Origin of the sequence: Paenibacillus sp. NPDC101420 (assembly GCF_050277435.1) — a bacterium.
In the GTDB taxonomy this organism is placed as follows: domain Bacteria; phylum Bacillota; class Bacilli; order Paenibacillales; family Paenibacillaceae; genus Paenibacillus_AQ.
The window spans coordinates 15966-36945 of the sequence record NZ_JBNNSE010000004.1 but is presented as its reverse complement, the minus strand read 5'-3'; the positions used below and the strand labels follow the sequence as shown (position 1 = coordinate 36945).

General features: G+C 45.4%; 19 protein-coding genes. All 19 read right to left on the bottom strand.

Going from position 1 to position 20980, the window contains the following annotated elements:
• Nucleotides 1–9: 9 nt before the first annotated feature.
• The 19 genes from ACQKMP_RS18105 to hisA all read right to left on the bottom strand — a co-directional run bounded on the left by ACQKMP_RS18105 (nucleotide 10) and on the right by hisA (nucleotide 20968).
• Nucleotides 10–765: an SIMPL domain-containing protein gene (locus ACQKMP_RS18105; RefSeq protein ID WP_042184030.1), complete on the bottom strand. Its 756-nt coding sequence runs from the start codon at nucleotides 763–765 to the stop codon at nucleotides 10–12.
• A 150-nt stretch (nucleotides 766–915) separates the two neighbouring features.
• The gene (locus tag ACQKMP_RS18100) at nucleotides 916–1185 is read right to left on the bottom strand and encodes an HPr family phosphocarrier protein (protein WP_036687106.1); all 270 of its coding nucleotides are present in this window, start codon (nucleotides 1183–1185) and stop codon (nucleotides 916–918) included.
• Between the two features lie 97 nt (nucleotides 1186–1282).
• Nucleotides 1283–2212 carry a DNA-binding protein WhiA gene (gene whiA / locus ACQKMP_RS18095; RefSeq protein WP_042123310.1) on the bottom strand — a complete coding sequence of 310 codons (930 nt, stop codon included), beginning with the start codon at nucleotides 2210–2212 and terminating at the stop codon, nucleotides 1283–1285.
• 144 nt (nucleotides 2213–2356) lie between these two features.
• On the bottom strand, nucleotides 2357–3304 hold the full coding sequence (locus ACQKMP_RS18090) for a gluconeogenesis factor YvcK family protein (protein ID WP_179085868.1): 948 nt from the start codon (nucleotides 3302–3304) through the stop codon (nucleotides 2357–2359).
• A gap of 57 nt (nucleotides 3305–3361) precedes the next feature.
• A complete protein-coding gene (gene rapZ / locus ACQKMP_RS18085; protein ID WP_042123306.1) occupies nucleotides 3362–4261 on the bottom strand; it encodes an RNase adapter RapZ in 900 nt (299 codons plus the stop codon).
• A gap of 45 nt (nucleotides 4262–4306) precedes the next feature.
• Nucleotides 4307–5257 carry an ROK family glucokinase gene (locus ACQKMP_RS18080; protein ID WP_042184026.1) on the bottom strand — a complete coding sequence of 317 codons (951 nt, stop codon included), beginning with the start codon at nucleotides 5255–5257 and terminating at the stop codon, nucleotides 4307–4309.
• 209 nt (nucleotides 5258–5466) lie between these two features.
• The gene (locus ACQKMP_RS18075) at nucleotides 5467–6729 is read right to left on the bottom strand and encodes a DUF438 domain-containing protein (RefSeq protein ID WP_427470307.1); all 1263 of its coding nucleotides are present in this window, start codon (nucleotides 6727–6729) and stop codon (nucleotides 5467–5469) included.
• Nucleotides 6730–6769: 40 nt separating this feature from the next.
• A complete protein-coding gene (locus ACQKMP_RS18070; RefSeq protein ID WP_042184022.1) occupies nucleotides 6770–6997 on the bottom strand; it encodes a DUF1858 domain-containing protein in 228 nt (75 codons plus the stop codon).
• Nucleotides 6998–7198: 201 nt separating this feature from the next.
• A complete protein-coding gene (locus ACQKMP_RS18065; protein WP_427470663.1) occupies nucleotides 7199–8689 on the bottom strand; it encodes a UxaA family hydrolase in 1491 nt (496 codons plus the stop codon).
• Nucleotides 8690–8723: 34 nt separating this feature from the next.
• A complete protein-coding gene (locus ACQKMP_RS18060; RefSeq protein ID WP_427470305.1) occupies nucleotides 8724–10193 on the bottom strand; it encodes a tagaturonate reductase in 1470 nt (489 codons plus the stop codon).
• A 162-nt stretch (nucleotides 10194–10355) separates the two neighbouring features.
• Complete coding sequence (locus tag ACQKMP_RS18055) at nucleotides 10356–11354, bottom strand: LacI family DNA-binding transcriptional regulator (protein ID WP_427470303.1); 999 nt, start codon at nucleotides 11352–11354, stop codon at nucleotides 10356–10358.
• Between the two features lie 57 nt (nucleotides 11355–11411).
• Nucleotides 11412–12839 carry a glucuronate isomerase gene (gene uxaC, locus ACQKMP_RS18050; protein ID WP_427470301.1) on the bottom strand — a complete coding sequence of 476 codons (1428 nt, stop codon included), beginning with the start codon at nucleotides 12837–12839 and terminating at the stop codon, nucleotides 11412–11414.
• Between the two features lie 309 nt (nucleotides 12840–13148).
• Nucleotides 13149–14102 (bottom strand): thioredoxin-disulfide reductase, encoded by a 954-nt coding sequence (trxB, locus tag ACQKMP_RS18045; RefSeq protein ID WP_042184014.1) that lies wholly within the window; start codon nucleotides 14100–14102, stop codon nucleotides 13149–13151.
• A gap of 40 nt (nucleotides 14103–14142) precedes the next feature.
• The gene (locus ACQKMP_RS18040) at nucleotides 14143–15879 is read right to left on the bottom strand and encodes a tetratricopeptide repeat protein (protein ID WP_042184012.1); all 1737 of its coding nucleotides are present in this window, start codon (nucleotides 15877–15879) and stop codon (nucleotides 14143–14145) included.
• 234 nt (nucleotides 15880–16113) lie between these two features.
• The gene (locus tag ACQKMP_RS18035) at nucleotides 16114–17064 is read right to left on the bottom strand and encodes a ribose-phosphate diphosphokinase (RefSeq protein ID WP_042123288.1); all 951 of its coding nucleotides are present in this window, start codon (nucleotides 17062–17064) and stop codon (nucleotides 16114–16116) included.
• Between the two features lie 23 nt (nucleotides 17065–17087).
• Nucleotides 17088–17915, bottom strand: a complete 828-nt coding sequence (hisJ, locus tag ACQKMP_RS18030) for a histidinol-phosphatase HisJ (RefSeq protein ID WP_427470298.1) — start codon at nucleotides 17913–17915, stop codon at nucleotides 17088–17090.
• A gap of 15 nt (nucleotides 17916–17930) precedes the next feature.
• Nucleotides 17931–18647 carry a bifunctional phosphoribosyl-AMP cyclohydrolase/phosphoribosyl-ATP diphosphatase HisIE gene (gene hisIE, locus ACQKMP_RS18025; protein ID WP_427470296.1) on the bottom strand — a complete coding sequence of 239 codons (717 nt, stop codon included), beginning with the start codon at nucleotides 18645–18647 and terminating at the stop codon, nucleotides 17931–17933.
• On the bottom strand, nucleotides 18644–19402 hold the full coding sequence (gene hisF, locus ACQKMP_RS18020; RefSeq protein WP_339799674.1) for an imidazole glycerol phosphate synthase subunit HisF: 759 nt from the start codon (nucleotides 19400–19402) through the stop codon (nucleotides 18644–18646). Before hisF ends, hisIE begins: the two co-directional genes overlap by 4 nt.
• A gap of 828 nt (nucleotides 19403–20230) precedes the next feature.
• Complete coding sequence (gene hisA / locus ACQKMP_RS18015; RefSeq protein ID WP_427470294.1) at nucleotides 20231–20968, bottom strand: 1-(5-phosphoribosyl)-5-[(5-phosphoribosylamino)methylideneamino]imidazole-4-carboxamide isomerase; 738 nt, start codon at nucleotides 20966–20968, stop codon at nucleotides 20231–20233.
• Nucleotides 20969–20980: the final 12 nt, after the last annotated feature.

Here is a 20980-nt window from a genome sequence, read left to right as displayed (position 1 = left end):
GTTCTGCTACTATTTCAATTCATACATTACGCTCAGTTGTGTTGTAACTTTAACTACTCCCGGTTGAACGGATGTGCTTGCACCAGCATCTGCTGCAGCCATTTCCATTTTTAGATTCTGTTCAAAATAAACCGGAGTGACATTGCCATCATTTTGGCTGACCGTGATTACTTGACCCAAGCTACGTTTAGCTGCCTTAGCAATAGCACCTGCTTTAACATCTGCGTTCGCCATCGCCTTTTCAATCACCTGAGCTTCAAAGGCAGAAGTATCTTCCACGGAAAAACGTGCATTTCCGATATTATTTGCCCCCGCCGCAGATGCAGCGTCCAGCAATTCACCAACCTTGGTCAGATCTCTATAGGACACTAACAGTGTATGATTCGCGTTGTATCCTTTCACTTGCTGTCCTTCTTTTTCACTATAACTATAGTTGGGTTGCACATAGAATTGGGTACTTTGAATATCCTTATCTGCGATTTTCCAAGTCCCCTTCAGTAGTGTAGTGATCTTTTGGATTTTAGCAGCATTTGTTTTTTGCGCTTCTTGCGCAGTTGTAGCCGTAGTATCCACACCGATGGACAAGTATACAATATCCGGCTTGATGGACAACTCACCTTTACCTACTACACTAACAACATTTTTCTGCACTTCATCTGCGTAAGCCTTTGCAGGGCCTTGGAAGACACCACTCATGCTAATCCCTCCAATTAACAAACTTCCTACGATCAACACTGAACCAATCTTTTTTACCAAACCTTTCATATTTGCCAGCCCCTTTCATCCTTTGTGATTTGTTATTATCCTCTAGACGAGTCTTTTTGGTAAATGTTGCACAGTTAAAATCTATTTTTTGGTATAAAAAAAAGCCCCTAGGGGCTTTTTAGTCATTCGATAAAAAGTCACTTCAAAAGATTATTGGTTCTCAAGCTCTTCTTTGCTGACGAGACTCGTCAAAGCGTTTACAGCTTGATCCGCGTCTGCACCATCCGCGCTGATATAGATCTCCGTGCCGGAACTGATCGCTAGGCTCATAATACCCATAATACTTTTGGCGTTTACTTTTTTATCGTCTTTTTCCACGAAAATCTCCGACGAAAACTTGTTAGCTTCTTGCACAAACAATGCTGCCGGTCGAGCGTGTAGCCCTGTCTTCAACCGAACAACTACCGGGTGCTTTGTCATGAAACGCTTACCCCCTAATTGAGTTCTCCCCAAAAATTTCACATTAATTTTATATTATTATATCATTATAACGTAAACCACACTAGAAAAAAAGTGACTAGCCGCCTCGAACCTTGTCCGCCAGTTCATCAATCTTACGAAGTCGATGATTTACTCCGGACTTACTAACCGTACCTTTCAGCATTTCACCAACCTCTTTAAGGTTGATATCCGGATGTGCCATTCGAATTTCTGCAACTTCCCGCAGTTTATCCGGTAAGCTCTCCAGACCCACTTCTCGCTGCAGCAGTTTGATATTCTCAATCTGCCGCACCGCGGCACTTATCGTTTTATTGAGATTCGCGGTCTCGCAGTTCACGATCCGATTCACGGAATTACGCATATCGCGCATAATTCTTACATCCTCAAATTTGAACAACGCTTGATGCGCCCCGATCAGACTTAAGAATTCGATAATCTTCTCGCCTTCTTTAATGTATAGAATGAACCCTTTTTTACGTTCAATGCAGCGTGCGTTTAGGTGAAATTCACCAGCCAGATCGACCAGCGCCTTACAATGCTCCTCATACATCGAGGAAATCTCCAAATGGTAAGAGGAACCCTCCGGATTATTAACGGATCCGCCCGCCAAAAAGGCACCCCGCAAATAAGCACGCTTACAGCAGTTATTCCCAACAATCTCTTTATCAATACCGTCGGTAAAAATAAATCCTTCGGACACAATTCTGAGATCATTTAAGATTTCCTGTACGCGACTAGGGATTCTAACGATATAAACGTTATTTTTCTTCAAACGCATTTTTTTACGCACGAGTAGCTCAATATGGACCTGGTAATATTTCTTAAGCAAAGAATATACCCGCCTTGCAATCGCGGCGTTCTCCGTCGAAATGTCGAGAATCACCTTTTTGCTTGAAAGCTGCACAGATCCATTCATACGGATAAGCGCTGACATTTCCGCCTTCTCACAACAGGGCTCACTCTCCACCATCGTCAGCTCTTTTTTTGTAAGGGCCGCAAAAGACAAGGGTCTCACCTCTTTCTGAAAATAAGTACGTCATTCATATATACAAGCATAAACACCTTCGGCGTCCTTTTGAGGACGGTAAGCGTTTAAGCGAGAAATATAAGAAAGTATAGGTGTAAAACTTATATTTTCTTATATTTTAAGTTATACCCTAGGGTTTCTGTTTATCCAATCTTGCACAAGCTGATAGATATGATGACTAAGCTTATCGGTATCATGCCTTAAATAAGTTCGGAATAACACTAGCTTATCCGCTATAACTTTATATGCACTGCCTTCTAGTACATCCTTGTCGAGCTGTACCGGACGTGCACCCTTCTCAGCGTATTTCGACTGCACCTGCTCTGGAATTTCACCGTCATTCACAATAATATAATCAAATAAATGAATCCCAATATGATCATAAACGGCTTGTAGATGGTCATTTACAGTATAATTATCCGTTTCACCAGGCTGAGTCATTACATTGCAGACAAAAATTTTGATTGCATCAGAAGATACAACTGCTTCTGCTAGCTTCGGAACAAGTAGGTTCGGAAGAATGCTCGTATATAGACTACCTGGCCCCAAAAGAATTGCATCAGCATTTCGAATCGCTTCAAGTGCTTCAGGCAACGGTTCAACATCAGCAGGCTCCAAAGAAACCCGTTTAATGATCCCGCCTGCTTCCGGTATCTTAGACTCACCCGTGATAATCGTGCCGTCTGACATTTCTGCACGCAATACTACGGCATCCCCCGCAGCGGGTAATACCCTTCCGCGAACAGCAAATAATCGGCTAAGCTCACGAACAGCTGTGACAAAATCGCCTGATATATCTGTAAGCGCGGCAAGAATTAAATTGCCAAGACTATGACCCGCCAAGCCTTCGCCCGTGTTGAAACGATATCTCATAATATCCGCCATGAGCGGCTCTACATCAGCCATAGCTGTTAATACGTTACGGATGTCCCCAGGAGGCGGCATTTGCAGTTCACTGCGCAAAATGCCCGAGCTTCCTCCATCATCTGCTACGGTAACTATAGCTGTAATATCTAGCGGCTTTTCTTTTAAGCCGCGAAGCATGACAGATAGCCCCGTGCCACCGCCCATAACGACGATACGTGGACGCTGTCTTTGTTCTTCAGCCACTATGGACCCCTTCTCTCATTAGTGCCGATCACGCTCGGAATCCCGATGACTAACGGCTACGGATTCCGTTTCGCTGACGCCCAGCATTTTGCCCAAATATTCAGAAATGGCTACTGAACGGTGTTTCCCGCCTGTACAGCCAATGCCGATAATAATCTGGGATTTACCTTCCCTACGATATTGCGGAATTAAGAAATGAAGCATATCGAGCAGTTTGGTCAGGAACACCTGTGTTTCAGGCCACTTCATTACATAGTCATAGACATCGCTGTCCTGACCTGTTTTTGGCCGCAGGTGATCCACATAATGTGGGTTAGGCAAAAAGCGAACATCGAAGACGAGGTCTGCATCAATAGGAATACCATACTTAAATCCGAACGATGTAATGTTGACGGAGAGTGTACTTTTTCCTAAATGCGAGAACCGAGAAACGATCTTCTCCTTGAGCTGCACTGGTTTCATACTGCTAGTATCCAGACATAATGTAGCTGAATTCTTTAATTCCTCAAGCATTTTACGTTCCAGCTTGATACCATCAAGCGGAAGTCCCTTAGGCGCTAGAGGATGATGACGCCGGCTTTCCTTGTAACGCTGCACAAGCACCGAATCCGTAGCATCCAAGAACAAGATTTCACAGCCAATGGTTGACTCATCTTTAATATAGGCTAGAGACTCGGACAAAGCAGTGAAGAATTCCCTACCGCGCAGGTCAATCACAAGCGCTACCTTGGCGATCTTACCCTTCGACTGCTCAATCAGTTCTGCAAACTTAGGGATCAGCACCGGCGGCAAATTATCGACACAGAAGAACCCTAGGTCTTCCAGACTCTGCACAGCAATTGTCTTACCCGCACCTGACATTCCGGTAATAATGATCAGGGTGGCTCCAGCCGTTGGAGTATTGTCCAATTCGGTCATTAAAGCGTCCCCTCCCTAAATTAGTATATGAATACTCCCTATCTTTTAAGAACGAAGCAGAAGACCTGCTGCACCCACAATACCTGCATCATTACCAAGCTCTGCAGGAATAATCGAAACACCAGTCTGAAGCGGAGCCGGTGCGAGCTTAGCAAACACACGACGAACTTCATCAAATAGAATATCTCCAGCCTTAGACACACCACCACCAATGATAAAGACCTCAGGGTTAAGCACGGCTGCAACAGAAGCCATAGATTTACCCAGGTAGTATGCTGCACGGTTTACTATGCGAATCGCTACTTCATCGCCAGCCTTAGCCGCATCAAAGACTTCCTTCGCAGCAATCTTCTCTACCATTGAGAGGGAAGTACGATCACCACGAGCTACTGCATCGTTAGCCATACGAATAATTCCTGTAGCAGAGGAAACGGTTTCCAGACATCCCATATTACCGCAACCACATTGAATGGCTTCCAAATCCGGCACTACAGTGATATGGCCAAGCTCACCTGCTAGACCTGCAAAACCTTGATAAATCTTTCCGTTAATAATGATTCCGCCACCAACACCTGTTCCTAGCGTATAGCAGACACAGTTTTCAATCCCGCGTCCTGCACCACTCCAGGCTTCACCCAGTGCAGCCACGTTCGCATCATTGTCTATTTTGACAGGCTTGTTCCAGCGGTCTTCCAAAATGGAACGAATCGGCACATCTTTAAATCCTATGTTGGGCGCAAGGATAATGATTCCTTCACGAATATTTGTGAACCCTGCTACGCCCGCGCCTACACCTGCAAGCTGATCCCAAGAGTACGGGGAATCCTCCACAATTTGGCGTACATACTTCTCGATATTATCGATAACAGTATCGACACCTTCTGCAGTTCCTGTGGGTCCCTCATAAGTATGCAGTAGCGTTCCCTCAGCATTGCAGATTCCAACCTTAATTGCAGTTCCACCCAAATCCACGCCAACGTAGATATTCTCAGACATGTAACAAGCCACCTTTTTTTATACTAAAATAGTTAATCCTAAGTACCAACTATAATAGAAGCCCCCTCTGTGGTCAAGGAAAGACAACACACCCGGGAATTCCTTATTTTAATACTATACTCTATTATATTCTAAAAAGACCCCCTTACGACTAAGTAAGAGAGTCTTCTGACTATATTATTATCTGGAAAATAACCTAAATCACCCATTTATTCTGACAAAATACGCTTTTGCCCCTCCAGTGCACGGATAGGTGCGATATTCTGTGTAAACTCCAGCGTACCCATATACCGACCAGTCTCGTCGCGGACAGCGAAATAACGGATATAGATAAATTTATCCTTGATGTTGATCCAGAAGTCCTCAGCATCCTTACGACCTGCCTTAAAATCTTCCAGAAGCTTCTCCACCACATGAACACTTTGAGGCGGATGACAGTTCTGTACCGTGCGGCCGATAACTGCCTTAGTTCGGGCAAAGATACGTTCCTTCCCGTGTGAAAAATATCGAACGACATCATTCTCATCAATGAATGTCAGATCTACTGGCAGGTGATTGAGTACTGTTTCGAGCTGATGCAACGACAACAGCCCTGTCTCAAAACGGATGAACCCTTCTTGCGGAGCGGCTCCCACTGCTTCACCCTGCAATGCTGCACCTTCCGGCTCTGCGGCACGTTCGGGTATCCACTCCTGTTCCGGCGCCGTTAGGCAGAATCCGATCTCATCGCTCTCCCGAGCGATTTTGACCCATTCGTCTTCCGTCAATTTATCCAGCGACATAGGCAATAAAATATTTTCTTCCTTAAAAATCATTTCATTAACTTCCTTGATGATCTCCGTAAGTTGAACACCAATATCTGCTACATTTCCGCTGTAGCTGCTGAGCGCTGTTTTTGCATCTTTAATCATACGACGGATATGATCATCCACGCCCCACATTACCTTGGTTGGTCCATAAATGCCGTATTTTTCAAGGTAAGGGAACAACAGATTTTCTTTTCGACTATAGTGTTTATCTAGATCCAGCAGTAAGCTAAGATCCTCCAGCAGCTTAAAGATCAGCTCCTCGCTGTCATTCTTCTGGAATTTGGTAGCATGCAAATCTAAACGGAAGTTCACAAGTCTTTCAATCTCACGGTTTTCTAGCTTGAAGGTGTGGACTGGGTGGCCGGGTTGTTCTTCAGGCTTTGAGGAGCGGTGAATTTGCTCAATAGAGCCTTTGAATATTGCTGTATGCACCGAACAAAGCCGCTGTACCTCGGATACTGGAATTCCCTCTTCAGTCATTAACGAATGCTCCATTGCAGAGATTTCCGCAACAGTAACATCACCTACAGCTTCCTCGAAGCGTGCCTTAACCTCTTCAACACTTTTGCCTGCATGCAGTTCTTTAATAATCTCCTTGAGCATGGCTTGGCGACGAGTTTGCTCCGGTACATCAACCTCGCGGTTATTTATCAGTTCACTCATTATTGATCTCTCCTTAATGAAATTTTGATGATAGATTCCTTTATTTCATAATCTCGAAGCCATGTCGTTCAAATGCTAACTTCACGGTGTTGAGATCCATTTTCTTCAGCTTGATTCCTTTGGATAAGGTCATGAAACGGCCAGCGGTCTGCAGCATACCTGGCTTAGCAATGTCCTTAAAGCCCAGCTCTACCATAATCTCAACGACCTCTGGATGCCGGGATACCATCTCGAAGATAGACTCATCCATTCGCAGCATTTTTTCCATTGGACTCTTCTCCTTTATATGAGAACTATTCTCAACAACAGATTAGCATAGGCCGTACAAAGCAATTGTGATTGCAATCACTAAATCAGAAGAAAGCAAGGACCGTTCTTTTAAAGATGGATTATGAATAATGTCAAATTAAAAAAACTGCCCCTAAGCTTAATAGCATAAGGGACAGTCTAATTCGTAATAAATTATTTATTATAGCGTTACTCCTGTTTTAAATATGGATATCTCGCGGAAGTTATTCTTCTCGTTATTTACCCATTCCCCACTAGCCACGCTGATAATGTAGTTAATGAAGTCACGCAGGACCTCATCTGGAGAACCATCTTCAACCAACACACCCGCATTAAAATCGATCCAGTGACGTTTGCCTTCGTACAATGGGGTATTGGTAGACACCTTCATTGTTGGCACGAATGTACCAAAAGGTGTCCCCCGTCCGGTCGTAAAGATCACCAATTGGCAGCCAGCAGCAGCCAGAGCCGACGAAGCCACTAGGTCATTGCCCGGCGCGTTAAGAAGATTTAAGCCTTTGTTAGTGATAAGCTCTCCGTACTTGAGTACATCCATTACCGTGGAATTACCGGATTTTTGAGTGCAACCCAGCGATTTATCCTCAAGCGTAGTAATCCCTCCGGCTTTATTGCCTGGTGAAGGGTTTTCATATACCGGCTGTTTATAGTCCATGAAATACTGCTTAAAGTCATTGATGAGATCAACAATTTTGTGGAAAATAGCTTCGTCTGCAGCACGTTCCATCAGAATCTTTTCGGCGCCAAACATTTCAGGTACTTCAGTGAGTACAGTTGTGCCGCCTTGGGCAGCAATATAGTCAGACAGACGTCCAAGAAGGGGATTCGCTGAAATCCCGGACAGGCCATCCGAGCCTCCACACTTCAGACCAATCTTCAGCTCAGAGAGTGCCACTTCTTCCCGATGATCGCCCTGTACGTTATTGTAGAGTTCCTTCAGCAGCTTTACGCCTTCTTCAATCTCGTTTCCAACCTCTTGGGAGACAAGAAAACGCACTCGATCCTCATCGTAACTACCCAGCATGTCTTTAAAAATATGCAAATTGTTATTCTCACAACCTAGTCCGAGCACAAGTACGGCGCCCGCATTTGGATGCTTAACCGCGTTAGCAAGTATTGTACGAGTATTGTCATGATCATCACCCAGCTGGGAGCAACCATAGTTATGCTTCAGTACGAGCACGTTATCGAACGGAGCGATATCACCAACCTCTGCCTTAAAAATATTGATGATCTGCTCCGCCACTCCATTCACACAACCAACCGTTGGGACGATCCAAAGCTCATTACGAATACCTACAGATCCGTCAAAGCGACGATACCCCTTAAAGGTCAAATTCTCTACTTTAAAAGGATTGGGTGTCAGCTTCTGTTCAAAAGTATATTCCTCAACCCCTGTTAGGTTTGTCTTCGTATTATGGGTATGCACCCACTGGCCCGGCACGATAGGCGCTTTAGCATGACCGATGGGATAACCATACTTCAATACATTCTCGCCTTCGCTAATGCTGGTTAGTGCAATTTTATGACCTCTAGCAATATCTTCCGTAATTTTAATCTCTTTTGAACCAATCACAATGGTGTCGCCTGCTTGATAGTCTTTAAGTGCAACTGCCACGTTATCAGCCTCGTTGATCTGCAGTACCTCTTTCATAGTCTTAATCATGTCGTTATCCACCTCCTGTGTATTAGTTGTGTGCAGGTCTCTTCACGTACGCATGCAGCGCTTGCTTCATACCTGTTCTCTCAATCGCAATGAGCCCTTCTGTCACCTTGTCAGTAAGATCAGCCACTTCATTCAGGTCACAGCCCCAGCGATTTGTCGCTGCTAATACTTCGACAGCCAGTGCGCGTAACCCAGGGTCTGTGCCATCCCATCCTCCCCACAAGGAGGCGAACCATTCCAAAATATCCGCATCGTCCGCCAGCTGAATCTCTTCTTCCCCTCTACGTCCTTTATAGAAGGCAATTAATGCACTCAATGAGAAGACAAGCTTCTCGGGCAATTGTCCTTTGGACTCTACATATTGCAATAAAGAAGGCAGATCTCTTGTCTTAAATTTCGAGATAGAATTAAGGGAGATGCTCATCAAGTAATGCTGCACATAAGGGTTCAGGAACCTTTCTAATACCGCGTCTGCAAAAGAATTCAATTCCTCTACCGGCAGATCCAGCGTCGGAATGATCTCATCGTAGATTAAGGACTTCACGTACGCCCCAACCTCTTTGTGCTCAATGGCCTCGGCAACCGTATCAATGCCGTACAAATACGCTACTGGTGTCAATGCGGTATGAGCTCCGTTTAGAATTCTCACTTTACGCGTCCGGTAAGGGGTCATATCATCTACCACGAGCACATTAAGACCTGCTACTTCAGCCGGGAATTCATTTTTAATCCATTGAGGCCCTTCAATTACCCAAAGATGGAACTGCTCGCCGACAACGACCAACTTATCCTCATAGCCCAATTCTTCCGTAATCTCAGCGATGCTGTCTCTTGGATATCCTGGAACAATGCGATCCACCAGACTGCAGCAGAAGGTATTGGCTTCATTCAGCCAGTTTAGAAAGCCCTCTCCCAGATTCCACAGGTCAGCATATTTCAAAATGACCTTCTTAAGCTCATCCCCATTTCGGTCAATCAGCTCGCACGGAATGATGATAAAACCTTTAGAAGCATCACCGTTAAAAAATTCAAAACGCTTATACAATAAGGCCGTCAGTTTACCTGGAAAACTGCTCTGCGGAGCATCGGTTAACTTGTCGCCTGCTTCAAAAGCAATTCCCGCCTCAGTGGTGTTGGACACGATAAAGCGCAGCTCTGGATTTTCGGCAAGCTTCATATACTCCTCATGCTGGGCAAAAGGATTAAGCGTTCGTGTAATACAGTTGATGACCTCATGTTCTTTTACCGCTGCTCCATCTTTGATTCCTTGGAGATAAAGCGTATATAAACCGTTCTGAGCATTTAGCATTTCTGCAAGTCCGTTGCCCAGCGGTTGTACAACCACCACGCCACCATTGAAATCCGTTTTTTGATTCATGGTATGAATCTGCCAATCTACAAAAGCGCGCATGAAATTGCCTTCACCAAATTGCAGAACCTTCTCAGGATATTGCTTGTAGGCTTTCCAACTATCACTATTTAATCTGCTCATATAAACGCCTCCTGATTATTAATGCACACGATAAACTAATTAAATATACTTTATAATACAATATTTATATTAATATTTTATTAATTAATGCACACGTGAAAATTTTAATTCAAAATCCTTTACGATTGAAAGGATCAAGCTGCTATGCGCAGCTTTTTGCTTCTACAGTTTCCTAACCGATTCTCTCGCAATAAACTCCGTATCAATGGAGGTTAGCCCGTCATTCTCCAAAGGTTCTTTAATTAAGCTTAGTAGCTTGCGGGCTCCATGCTCGCTGATCTTCTCAATAGGACGTTTAACTGTGGTAAGCGAAGGATTCGCAAAGAGCGAAAATCCAATATCATCAAAACCAACAATAGAAACATCACTTGGCACCTGCAGCCCGCGCTCAAACACAGCTTTCATAGCCCCGATCGCCATATCGTCATTGGAACAAAATACTGCCGTCGGCGGTTTTTCCAAATCTAGCAGCTTGCCCATCGCCTCATATCCACTTTGCATATCGTAATTACCACTGATCATGTAGTCATTACGTGCAGGAATATTATAGTCAATCAATGCTTTTATAAAGCCATCTCTACGTTCCTGCGTGGATTTAAAACCCTCGACACCTTCAATAATCGCAATGTCTTGATGCCCGGCTTCAATTAGATGTTTGCCTGCATTATATGCGCCTTCCCGGTCATTCGAGATGATGTTGATAATGGAACGGTCATCAATTTGTCGGTTCAGCACAACGATTGGAATGCCTTGCTGTACTACATGGTAAATGAATTTATTATCTGCTTCGCTTTGACTCATTAGAATAATTCCATCAAAACGTCTGCGATGAATAGAAGAATACTCTGCATAATCGTCGATCCCACGTATAAACAGATTATATTCAACATCCACTACCCTATTCACACCACGAATCGTGTCAGAGAAGAAACCGGACGATGTGCCCTTGGCAATACTCGTGAAGAACAGACCAATGGTATACGAACGTTGCATCACAAGGCTTTTGGCATTGTAATTGGGGACGTAACCCACTTGTGCAGCAATCTCAGCAATTTTTTTACGTGTGACCTCTTTAATTAGGGGACTGTTGTTAAGTGCTCTCGATACAGTTGTATGTGAAACATTCGCCAGCTTGGCGATATCCTTGATTGTAGGTGCCATGGGTCAACCTTCCTTATCAAACGGGTTTGGCTATTCCATGTAAGGATATCATAACGATTACCTAGTCACCAATGCCTGTTTCGAGAAATTGAAATAATGATCAGCGTTATTGTAACAGATATTCTCAATCATACTGCCCAGTAGCTCCATATCATCCGGGGCTTCTCCAGTCTCTACCCAAGAGCCAACAAGATCACATAGGATTCTTCTAAAATACTCATGTCTGGTATACGATAAAAAGCTTCTGGAGTCTGTTAGCATCCCGACAAATTGGCTAAGTACACCGAGATTAGCGAGCGTCTTCATCTGTTCCAGCATGCCATCCTTATTGTCATTGAACCACCATGCCGTTCCAAATTGAATCTTCCCTGGAATTCCGCCGCCTTGGAAGCAGCCCATTAAACCAGCAATGACATGATTATCATTTGGATTCAGTGAGTACAAAATCGTCTTAGGCAGCGCATTCTCACGATCCAGCGCATCTAGCAGACCTGCCAGCGGTTTAGCAATCACGCCGTCATTGATGGAATCATAACCCGTGTCAGGACCGAGGCGCCCGAACATTACACTGTTATTATTACGCAGCGCATGGATATGGAATTGCATGGCCCAATCCAGCTCGCTATATAATTTCCCGAGGAACACAAGGGTGAACCCTTTATATTTCTTTTCTTCACTCTCACTTACAACGCCTTCACGAAGAGCTTTGTTGAATATAGCCGTAGCTTCCTCCAAGGTAGCAGGCTCAAACATTACTGCATCCAAAGCATGATCGGATACACGGCCCGCTCTGGCGTGGAAGAATCTCACTCTGCTCTCCAATGCTTCTAGAAACTGACCATAATTCTCAACATCCATTCCTGAGACTTCGCTTAGCTGAGCTACCCAAGGCTTGAAGGTAGGACGATTAATCTCAAGGGCTTTATCTGGACGAAACCCCGGAACTACGCTGGCATCGAATCCACTCAAGCTGCTGATTTTTTCATGATATTCCAGAGAATCTACTGGGTCATCGGTGGTGCATACAACAGTTACTTTCGATTTAACAATTAGGTCTCTTGCTCCATATCCTTCACCTTGCAACTGTCTGTTCACTTCATCCCAAATCTTCGGTGCATTAGCCTCATTTAGCAAATCATATACTCCAAAGAAACGCTGCAACTCAAGATGTGTCCAATGATAGAGCGGATTCCCGATAATCTTAGGAACGGTTCTAGACCATGCCAAGAACTTTTCATAGTCACTAGCATCACCAGTAATGAACTTCTCCTCTACACCATTTGCCCGCATCACTCTCCATTTGTAATGGTCGCCATACAGCCAAGATTCGGTAATATTGTTGAACGTCTTGTTCTCATAGATCTCTTGAGGACTGAGGTGACAATGATAGTCGATAATAGGCATATCTTTCGCATGATTATGAAACAGCTTAATGGCGGTCTCGCTCGACAACAGGAAGTTCTCATCCATGAATTTTTTGCTCATGAGGTTTGCTGCTCTCCTTTATAATCATAATGGGAGTTACAATTAGTTTAACGTGAACATTTTTTCAGGTTATGATATTTAAACTTAGCTATTTCTTTAAATTACAATAATTTCGTTGCTAAATATGTTAAAATTGTTCACGTTAACATTATCTCTTATTGTAAACGTATTTTTTAAATGCGCAAGCCCTTTTCGAAAGACATTGTTACAGTTATTTTAACAGCACCCAGCTTCCTGCTACAAAAAAGCAGGCGCCCCTTTAAGATAAGGATCACCTGCTTGAATTCATTCCGATTAAATTTAGTTATATTAACTACCCAAGTTTTCGCTCCAGTCATGTACCATTGTGCCCTCAAGATATTTCTCAGCGTCCATTGCTGCCATACAGCCGGTGCCCGCTGCGGAGATCGCTTGTCGGTAACGGGTATCCTGTACGTCGCCGCAAGCGAATACACCCGGAATGTTCGTCTCAGTAGTACCTGGATTTACTACAATATAACCATTGGTATCGGTCGTAATCTGACCGCCCAAGAATCCGGTATTCGGCGTATGACCAATAGCGACAAACACTCCGTCCGCTTCGATGAGTTCTTCAAGTCCTGTATCATTATTTCGAACCGTCAGTCCCTTAACTCCAGAGTCGCCGGTTGTTACTTCAAGCGGTGTACGGTTAAGTGCCCACGCAACCTTACTGTTATCGCGTGCGCGGTCCTGCATAATCTTTGAAGCTCTGAGCTCGTCACGACGATGAACCACGGTTACGCTAGAAGCAAATCTTGTTAAGAAGCTGGCTTCCTCCATCGCAGAGTCACCACCACCGACCACGATAATCTTTTTGTTCCGGAAAAAGAAGCCATCACAAGTAGCGCAAGTGCTGACCCCCCGGCCCACATTCTCCTGCTCCCCTGGTATTCCTAAATATCTGGCAGAAGCACCGGTAGAGATAATTACCGACTCTGCCTCTAATACACCCAAACCATCTACTGTCACTTTAAATGGACGCTGTGAAAAATCCACTGAATCCACCCAACCATTCTTGAATTCAGCACCAAAACGTTCAGCCTGCTTCCGCATGTTGTCCATTAAATCCGGGCCGAGAATCCCTTCGGGAAAACCTGGAAAATTCTCCACTTCCGTTGTCGTTGTCAGTTGTCCACCTGGCTGCATCCCTTCAATTACAAGTGGGTTAAGGTTGGCACGTGCCAAATAAATAGCAGCAGTAAGCCCGGCAGGGCCTGTTCCGATTACAATCGTTTTGTACATAACAGTGGCCTCCTCACAATAGGGTTTATGCATCAAGAATTTAGATATTTTCAGTAAACGGGGGAAGACTGTCGCTCACACTTCCCTGAAAACTACATTCATCATCGATACGCCGAGCATAACGACTGACCATCGACACGGATACGTCATAACGCTGAGCTACCTCGCGGTAGGTGACTGGAAGGTTATGCATTTTTGCGATCAGATATTCTAAAGCAGCACACCAGCCTTCCGTTTGACGGATAAAAGGAACATCTGGATATATGCTACTCACGAATTGCTTCCAAAGTAATTCAGCATCTTTTTTCTGGACGGCATCAAATCTCCGGTCCATCATACTTACCGTCTGGTCGATGACTTTTTGCCAATCTTCTCTCCATTCTGGCAATCCCTTCAGACGCGCATTAGAAGTTTCTTTGGCTTCCTGAAGTACATTTTCCTCCGGAACACTACCAATCAGTCGCTGCAGGCTCAGAAGCGCAGCTTCCTGCAGCTTTTCTTCCTGCAATGGCTGTTGCTTCAGAAGTCCTTGTAGAATCTCGGACATTTCTTCATCTTCAATCCAGCGCAGAGCTTCCGTAACCTGAAGCTTCGTATTGGCATCACCGTAGCGAAGTGCCCAGAAGAAGGAAGATCGAAGCAGCGGATTGTTCCGCACCTCTTCAGCAAAGCTGCCTTTGTTGTCTTTCCACAGCTTCAGCTGCTCTTGAAAGGGGAGCTGATAGTTGTAACTGATTGAAGACAACGCCTTGCCTTCCCCCTGCGCTTGCTGCAGTTGGGCCAGAAAAAATCTCGGCACAGCCGATTCCGGATCCAGCTTAGCAGCTTTTTGCCAGCAACGCTGAGCCTCTGCATAGAGACCGCTATTACTTGCTGCTGCCGCACAGTAATGGTACAAACTGGCGTCACCGCCGACTTCCTCATCTTTCAGCAGGCGCCGAAAATGACCATAGGCGGTTCTATGCCGTCCCAGAATCCCCATCGTAGTGGCCATCTTGAATAAATGCTCCTGGTGAAAAGGAATAGTCGTCTCTAGCAGACGTAATAATCCAGCCAGTTGCCCGCGGTCACCTTCATACTGCAAAAAGATCGCCAAGTTACAAAGTGCGTGCAAATTCCCAGAGTCCTGTTCAAGCACCCGCATAATGCATTCTTTGGCTTTGGTAAAACGACCCATATAGAAATACGCAAGGGCTAGGTTGTTATGCGCCGCCAAGAAGTCTGGCGTATTGCTCACAATCTCTTCAAGCAAAGTTACGGCTTGTGTAAACTTGCCTTCCTCCAACAGCGCTCTGGCCCGCTCATGCTCTATTACCCCTTCCCGGCTTCTAATCCGGATAAGTGGTGCAGGACGATCCAGCTCATATTGCAGAAGTTCCATCAACTCTTCCGATTCGGCCAGAAATTCACCGTTCACATCTTCTTCGAGATAAGTAACGAGTGAGCGTTCTGCCTCCTCATAGCTTTCCATATTGGCGAAGTTGTTAGCCATATAGAAATAACATTCCGTCATTCCAGGATCAATATTCTCCAGCACATGGGTCAAAATGTCGTTAGACGCCTCATAATTACCCATCTCTGATAATACACCTGCTACGTTACAATGATTTACCGGGTTCTCCGGTTCGTACTCTACAGCTTTGCGAAAATTCTTTAATGCCTTATCATATTGAAAGCGATCCAAGGACCGAACGGCTCTTTCAAAGAAAAAATTGGCATTCAGAGTGACAGGAATAACATTACCATTCTCCTCATACTCTGAAGTTCTCTCCATCATGGAAGCAAGGCACCCCCTTATAAGAAGCTTCCTTTTATACTAACGAAAAAATAGGAGGACGGCGCCCAATGGGGTATACCGGAGCTCCAAACTTAATCGCTATTCCGTTCCCTTTATGGGTGCGGCTATCTTCACACAGTATACCACATGTGACCGCGAGATTCTCAAGTTGAGAAAGACTCTACCACTCCACAAACAGCAACTTTTTCACATAAAAATAAAAAAGACGGGGAATTAAATTCCCGCGTCTCTGAAAAGCTTATCGATCGAACCGCCCTCAAGAATAATACGTGTAGCTTGTGCAAGCATCGGTGCCACCGATAAGACCGTAAACCGACTTGAATGATCATCTGGCAGTGCAATAGAGTCCGTAATGACCACTTCCTGAACAGAGGGATGGTCAAGCCGCTGCAGCGCAGGTCCTGAGAACAATCCATGCGTTGCACAGACGATACTGTCCTTCGCACCTCTCTCTTTCAGACCCTCAACCACATTCACGATGGTAGTCCCTGTATCAATAAGGTCCTCGATAATGATCGGTGTACGTCCCTCGACATCACCAATGACATGAGTGATTACAGATTCATTATGGGCTGGACGCTTCTTGATCATAATGGCAAAAGGTGAATCCAGCTTATTTGCGAGCTTCTCAGCCATAGATGCACGTCCCGCATCCGGAGAAACAATGACCAAATCAGACATAGCCTTGGCCTTCAAATGGCTGCTGATCAAATCGAGAGCAGTCAAATGATCGACCGGAATGTTGAAAAAGCCTTGAATTGCCGCTGCATGCAAATCGATAGTGATTACACGGGTTGCGCCCGCGGTCGTAAGTACATCAGCTACCATCTTAGCCGAGATCGGTTCACGAGGTGCAGACTTACGTTCCTGTCGAGCGTATCCATAATACGGCACAATAATGTTAACTGTACGTGCTGATGCCCGTTTAGCAGCATCTATCATCACGAGCAGTTCCACGAACATCTCATTAATGGGATGGGATAGGGATTGCACCAAAAATACGTCGCAGTTCCGGATGCTCTCTTCGTAATGCACGTAAATCTCGCCGCTCATGAAACGGGTCAGCTTAATCTGCCCCAATTCAACACCAAGTCGCTCTGCAATATCTGCCGCCAGCTTTGGATTCGACGAACCGGAAAAAATACGTAATTGTTGATGATGCATAATACCCTCCTGCGAATTATAAATTATAGTTTGAACGGAACAGTGGTACGACGGCGTCCCTCAAATACAGCCAGCTCACGGAAGCCTGTGTGCCAAAGCATGCTACGTGCCTCTTGCAGGCCGTCGCCAAGCTTGGCAGGGTCATGTGCATCCGAGCCGAGCGTAAGCGGTATACTGAGCTTAAAAGCCTCCTGTAGCAGATGTTCCGCCGGGAACATCTCAGCACATGGCTTAGTAAGTCCTGAAGCATTCAGCTCCATGGCGATTCCGCTATCCGCTATAACCTTTAAGGTTTCCAGCTCCAGCATTCTCACCTCTGCTTTACCTTCTGGTGTCTGAGGACCATAGCCGAACCGTTTAATAACATCCATATGTCCTATAATATCATATAATCCTGATAACGCCGACTTCTTTACAGCATCATAATAAAGGCGATATACCTCTAGTTCATCCTTGCCTTCCCAGCCATCAACCTGTCGATAATCTGTGATATCCCACTCCCCGAGGAAATGCACAGAGCCTATCAGATAATCCCATGGGTAAGGAGATAAAATCTCACGAATTTGATCCTCGTAACCTTCAATATAATCTGCTTCCAGCCCTACCCGCAGGTCTATGACTCCGCGGTAGCGTTCCTTCAGCGTCAGGCATTCCTCCACATAACGAGGCAGTTCAGCCATTGGCATGGCCATTTCAGGGTAATAGCTAGCAGGATCAACATGGATGAGCGGCAAGTGGTCGGATAACCCCAGCTGCTGAAGAACAAGCTGTATCCCACGCTGCACATACTCCTCAAGCTTGCCCACGGCATGACCGCAGCGCTCATGATGCGTGTGGTAATCGATATGCATCTGTCAGTTCCCTCCCTAGTACTGGTCCCGGCGTGGGCGCTCGTGGCGGGTACTCAACTCTTCCATGATTTCATCCAGCGGAAGCTTGCGCTCCTGTAGCAGTACTAGTAAGTGGTAGATCAGATCACTAACTTCAAGACGCAGCTCGGCATTATCTTTATTTTTGGCGGCAATAATCGTTTCAGAGGCTTCTTCGCCTACCTTCTTAAGGATCTTATCGACACCTTTATCGAACAAATAAGTTGTATACGCGCCTTCCGGACGCTCTACTTCCCGCTCAGCAATCACGCGCTCCAGCTCACCAAGAACAGCAAAACGCTCACCATCCGTAAGGCTAGTAGCTACCGATTTCTGAGATTCCTCAGCTTGGTTATTCAAAGGAATGTCACGGAAAAAGCATGACATAGCTCCAGTATGGCAAGCTGGTCCTTCAGGGACAACCTTCACGAGCAGTGTATCACTATCGCAATCATAGGCTATGGAAGTAATCGCTTGTGTGTTGCCTGAGGTTCCACCTTTGTGCCAAAGCTCGCTGCGTGAGCGGCTCCAGAACCAGGTCTGGCCACTTTCCAACGAGAGCTGCAACGATTCCGAATTCATATAAGCAACCATCAAAACTTCTAGTGTGTTAGCATCCTGCACAACGGTAGGCACCAACCCCGCTTCATTCCAGCGAATGCTGGCCAGCGCTTCTTTTTGGCTAATGGATGTATTCTTTTCTGTTTCGCTCATCGGATCTCTACCCCTTTTTGCTTCAAGTCAGCCTTTAAGTCGTTAATGGCAATCTCTTTATAGTGAAAAATGGTCGCCGCCAGTCCCGCATCGGCTTTCCCTTCCGTAAATACATCGTAAAAATGATCCTTCTTCCCAGCGCCGCCAGAAGCAATCACAGGAATACTAAGTAAATCGCTTACTGCTGAAGTCAGCTTCAGGTCGAAGCCATCTTTCGTCCCATCTGCATCCATACTTGTGAGCAAAATCTCGCCTGCACCCAGCTTTTCAGCTTCCTTGGCCCAGGTCAGAGCACGGATGCCAGTGGGCTTGCGACCACCATGTGTATACACTTCCCATTCACCAAATGCCTCGTTATATTTAGCATCTATTGCTACCACAATACATTGAGAACCAAAACGGCGTGCACCTTCCAGAATTAACTGTGGATTAGTGATAGCAGCCGTATTAATGCCGATTTTGTCTGCGCCTGCACGAAGAATCCGCTTCATATCATCAGGTGTAGAGATCCCGCCACCCACCGTAAAAGGAATGGCGATTTCACCTGCGGTCTGCCGCACAACTTCAATCATGGTCGCCCGGCCTTCTACGGAAGCCGATATATCGAGAAACACAAGCTCATCTGCACCCTCACGGTCATACAGCGCCGCCAGCTCTACCGGATCTCCGGCATCACGCAGATTCACAAAGTTAACGCCTTTGACTACCCGTCCGTCCTTAACGTCAAGACAGGGGATGATACGTTTTGCTAACATTATTAATCCCCCTTTCCATGTGTTTCCCTAAAACATTTTGATCCCCCTTAGCCAAGGGGACCCCAAGGGCCCCGGCCCTCTGGACACCCGGATTATTGGCGTAGGTGAGACCAACTTCAACACTCACTCTATAATCACTATGTTTCTACGATTCTTGCTCCTAGTAGGACGACGGACTCGTGACACCTGCAAGACCACATTCATATAGGCGGCCTGTGGGCTTACGCTCATGATATAATCGGTTCATTTAATTGCACAATGTGCAGTTATTTCACCGTCCATCCAGCAAACTAGGCATTTAACTGCATTTCGTACAATTAAATCTGGGAATGAACTTAAATATAAGCTCAACTCTCATTTATAGCTGCACGAAATACAATTAAATTAGCAAACACGCTCATAATTGGAATAATAGTTGTATGAAGTACACTTATATCATCTATCAGAGGAATAATGTCAAACCCGGCGCCTAATTAACTTATTGCAGCAGATTCCAAATCAGGCTTTAGCTGAAACCACCTTAGTCGCTCAATAGTTTAGTGAATTATTAACCTAGTTCAAGGTTCTATTGCACTCTGTACAATAGAATCAACCTCAAACAATCTAATTGTGCAGTCTGTTGCATTTCGTGCAATAGATTCCTGAGAAATCCACAAAAATAAGAGCTTTGAACTGTTTGGATTGTACAAAGTGCAGTCAGATAAGCATTCAGCTTCTTTAAGCAGCTTTCTATTGCACAAAATGCAACCAGCACCCCTAAATGAGACTTTTCACAGAGTAAGAACGAGTTAATTAGTCAGGTTCGTCAACAAACGCACATACTCAGCACTACTTCTGCCCGAGCGCCTGCAAAGCTTTGGAAAGATCAATATTGCCCGTGTACAACGCCTTGCCAACAATAGCTCCGCCCACACCGCTGCCACTGTGTACGTTCAGACGTAACAGATCATCAAGACTGGTGACTCCGCCGGAGGCGATCACCGTTTTACCGCTGACCTTTGCCATGGACACAATGCCCTCCACGTTCGGACCCTGCATCATCCCGTCGCGGGAGATGTCGGTGTAAATGAACGTCTCGGCTCCTTTTGCAGCCAATTCCTTAGCCAGATCCTCAGCACGTACTTCAGAGGTGTTCAACCAGCCATGTGTCGCAACATAACCGTTGCGCGCATCAATGCCGATAGCTACTTTATCACCGTATTTAGCCAATACCGTTTCGGTAAAAGCATGATCGTTAATCGCAGCAGTTCCGATAATAACCCGACTAACACCAAGCCCAAGCAATTTTTCCACGTCCGCAAGATTACGAAGGCCACCGCCCACCTGAACAGGCACATTAGCATTAGCAGCAATAGCGCCGATAATCGCATCATTCACAGGATGACCTGCTTTCGCGCCATCTAAGTCCACCAAATGAATGAACTTTCCGCCTTGCTCTTCCCATGATTTTGCCACCTCCAGTGGGCTATCATTGTATATCGTTTCCTGACTGTAATCCCCTTGTTGCAGCCTGACACATTTTCCATCCCGGATATCAATCGCCGGATATACAATAAAAGAAGACATTTGGCGCTCCCC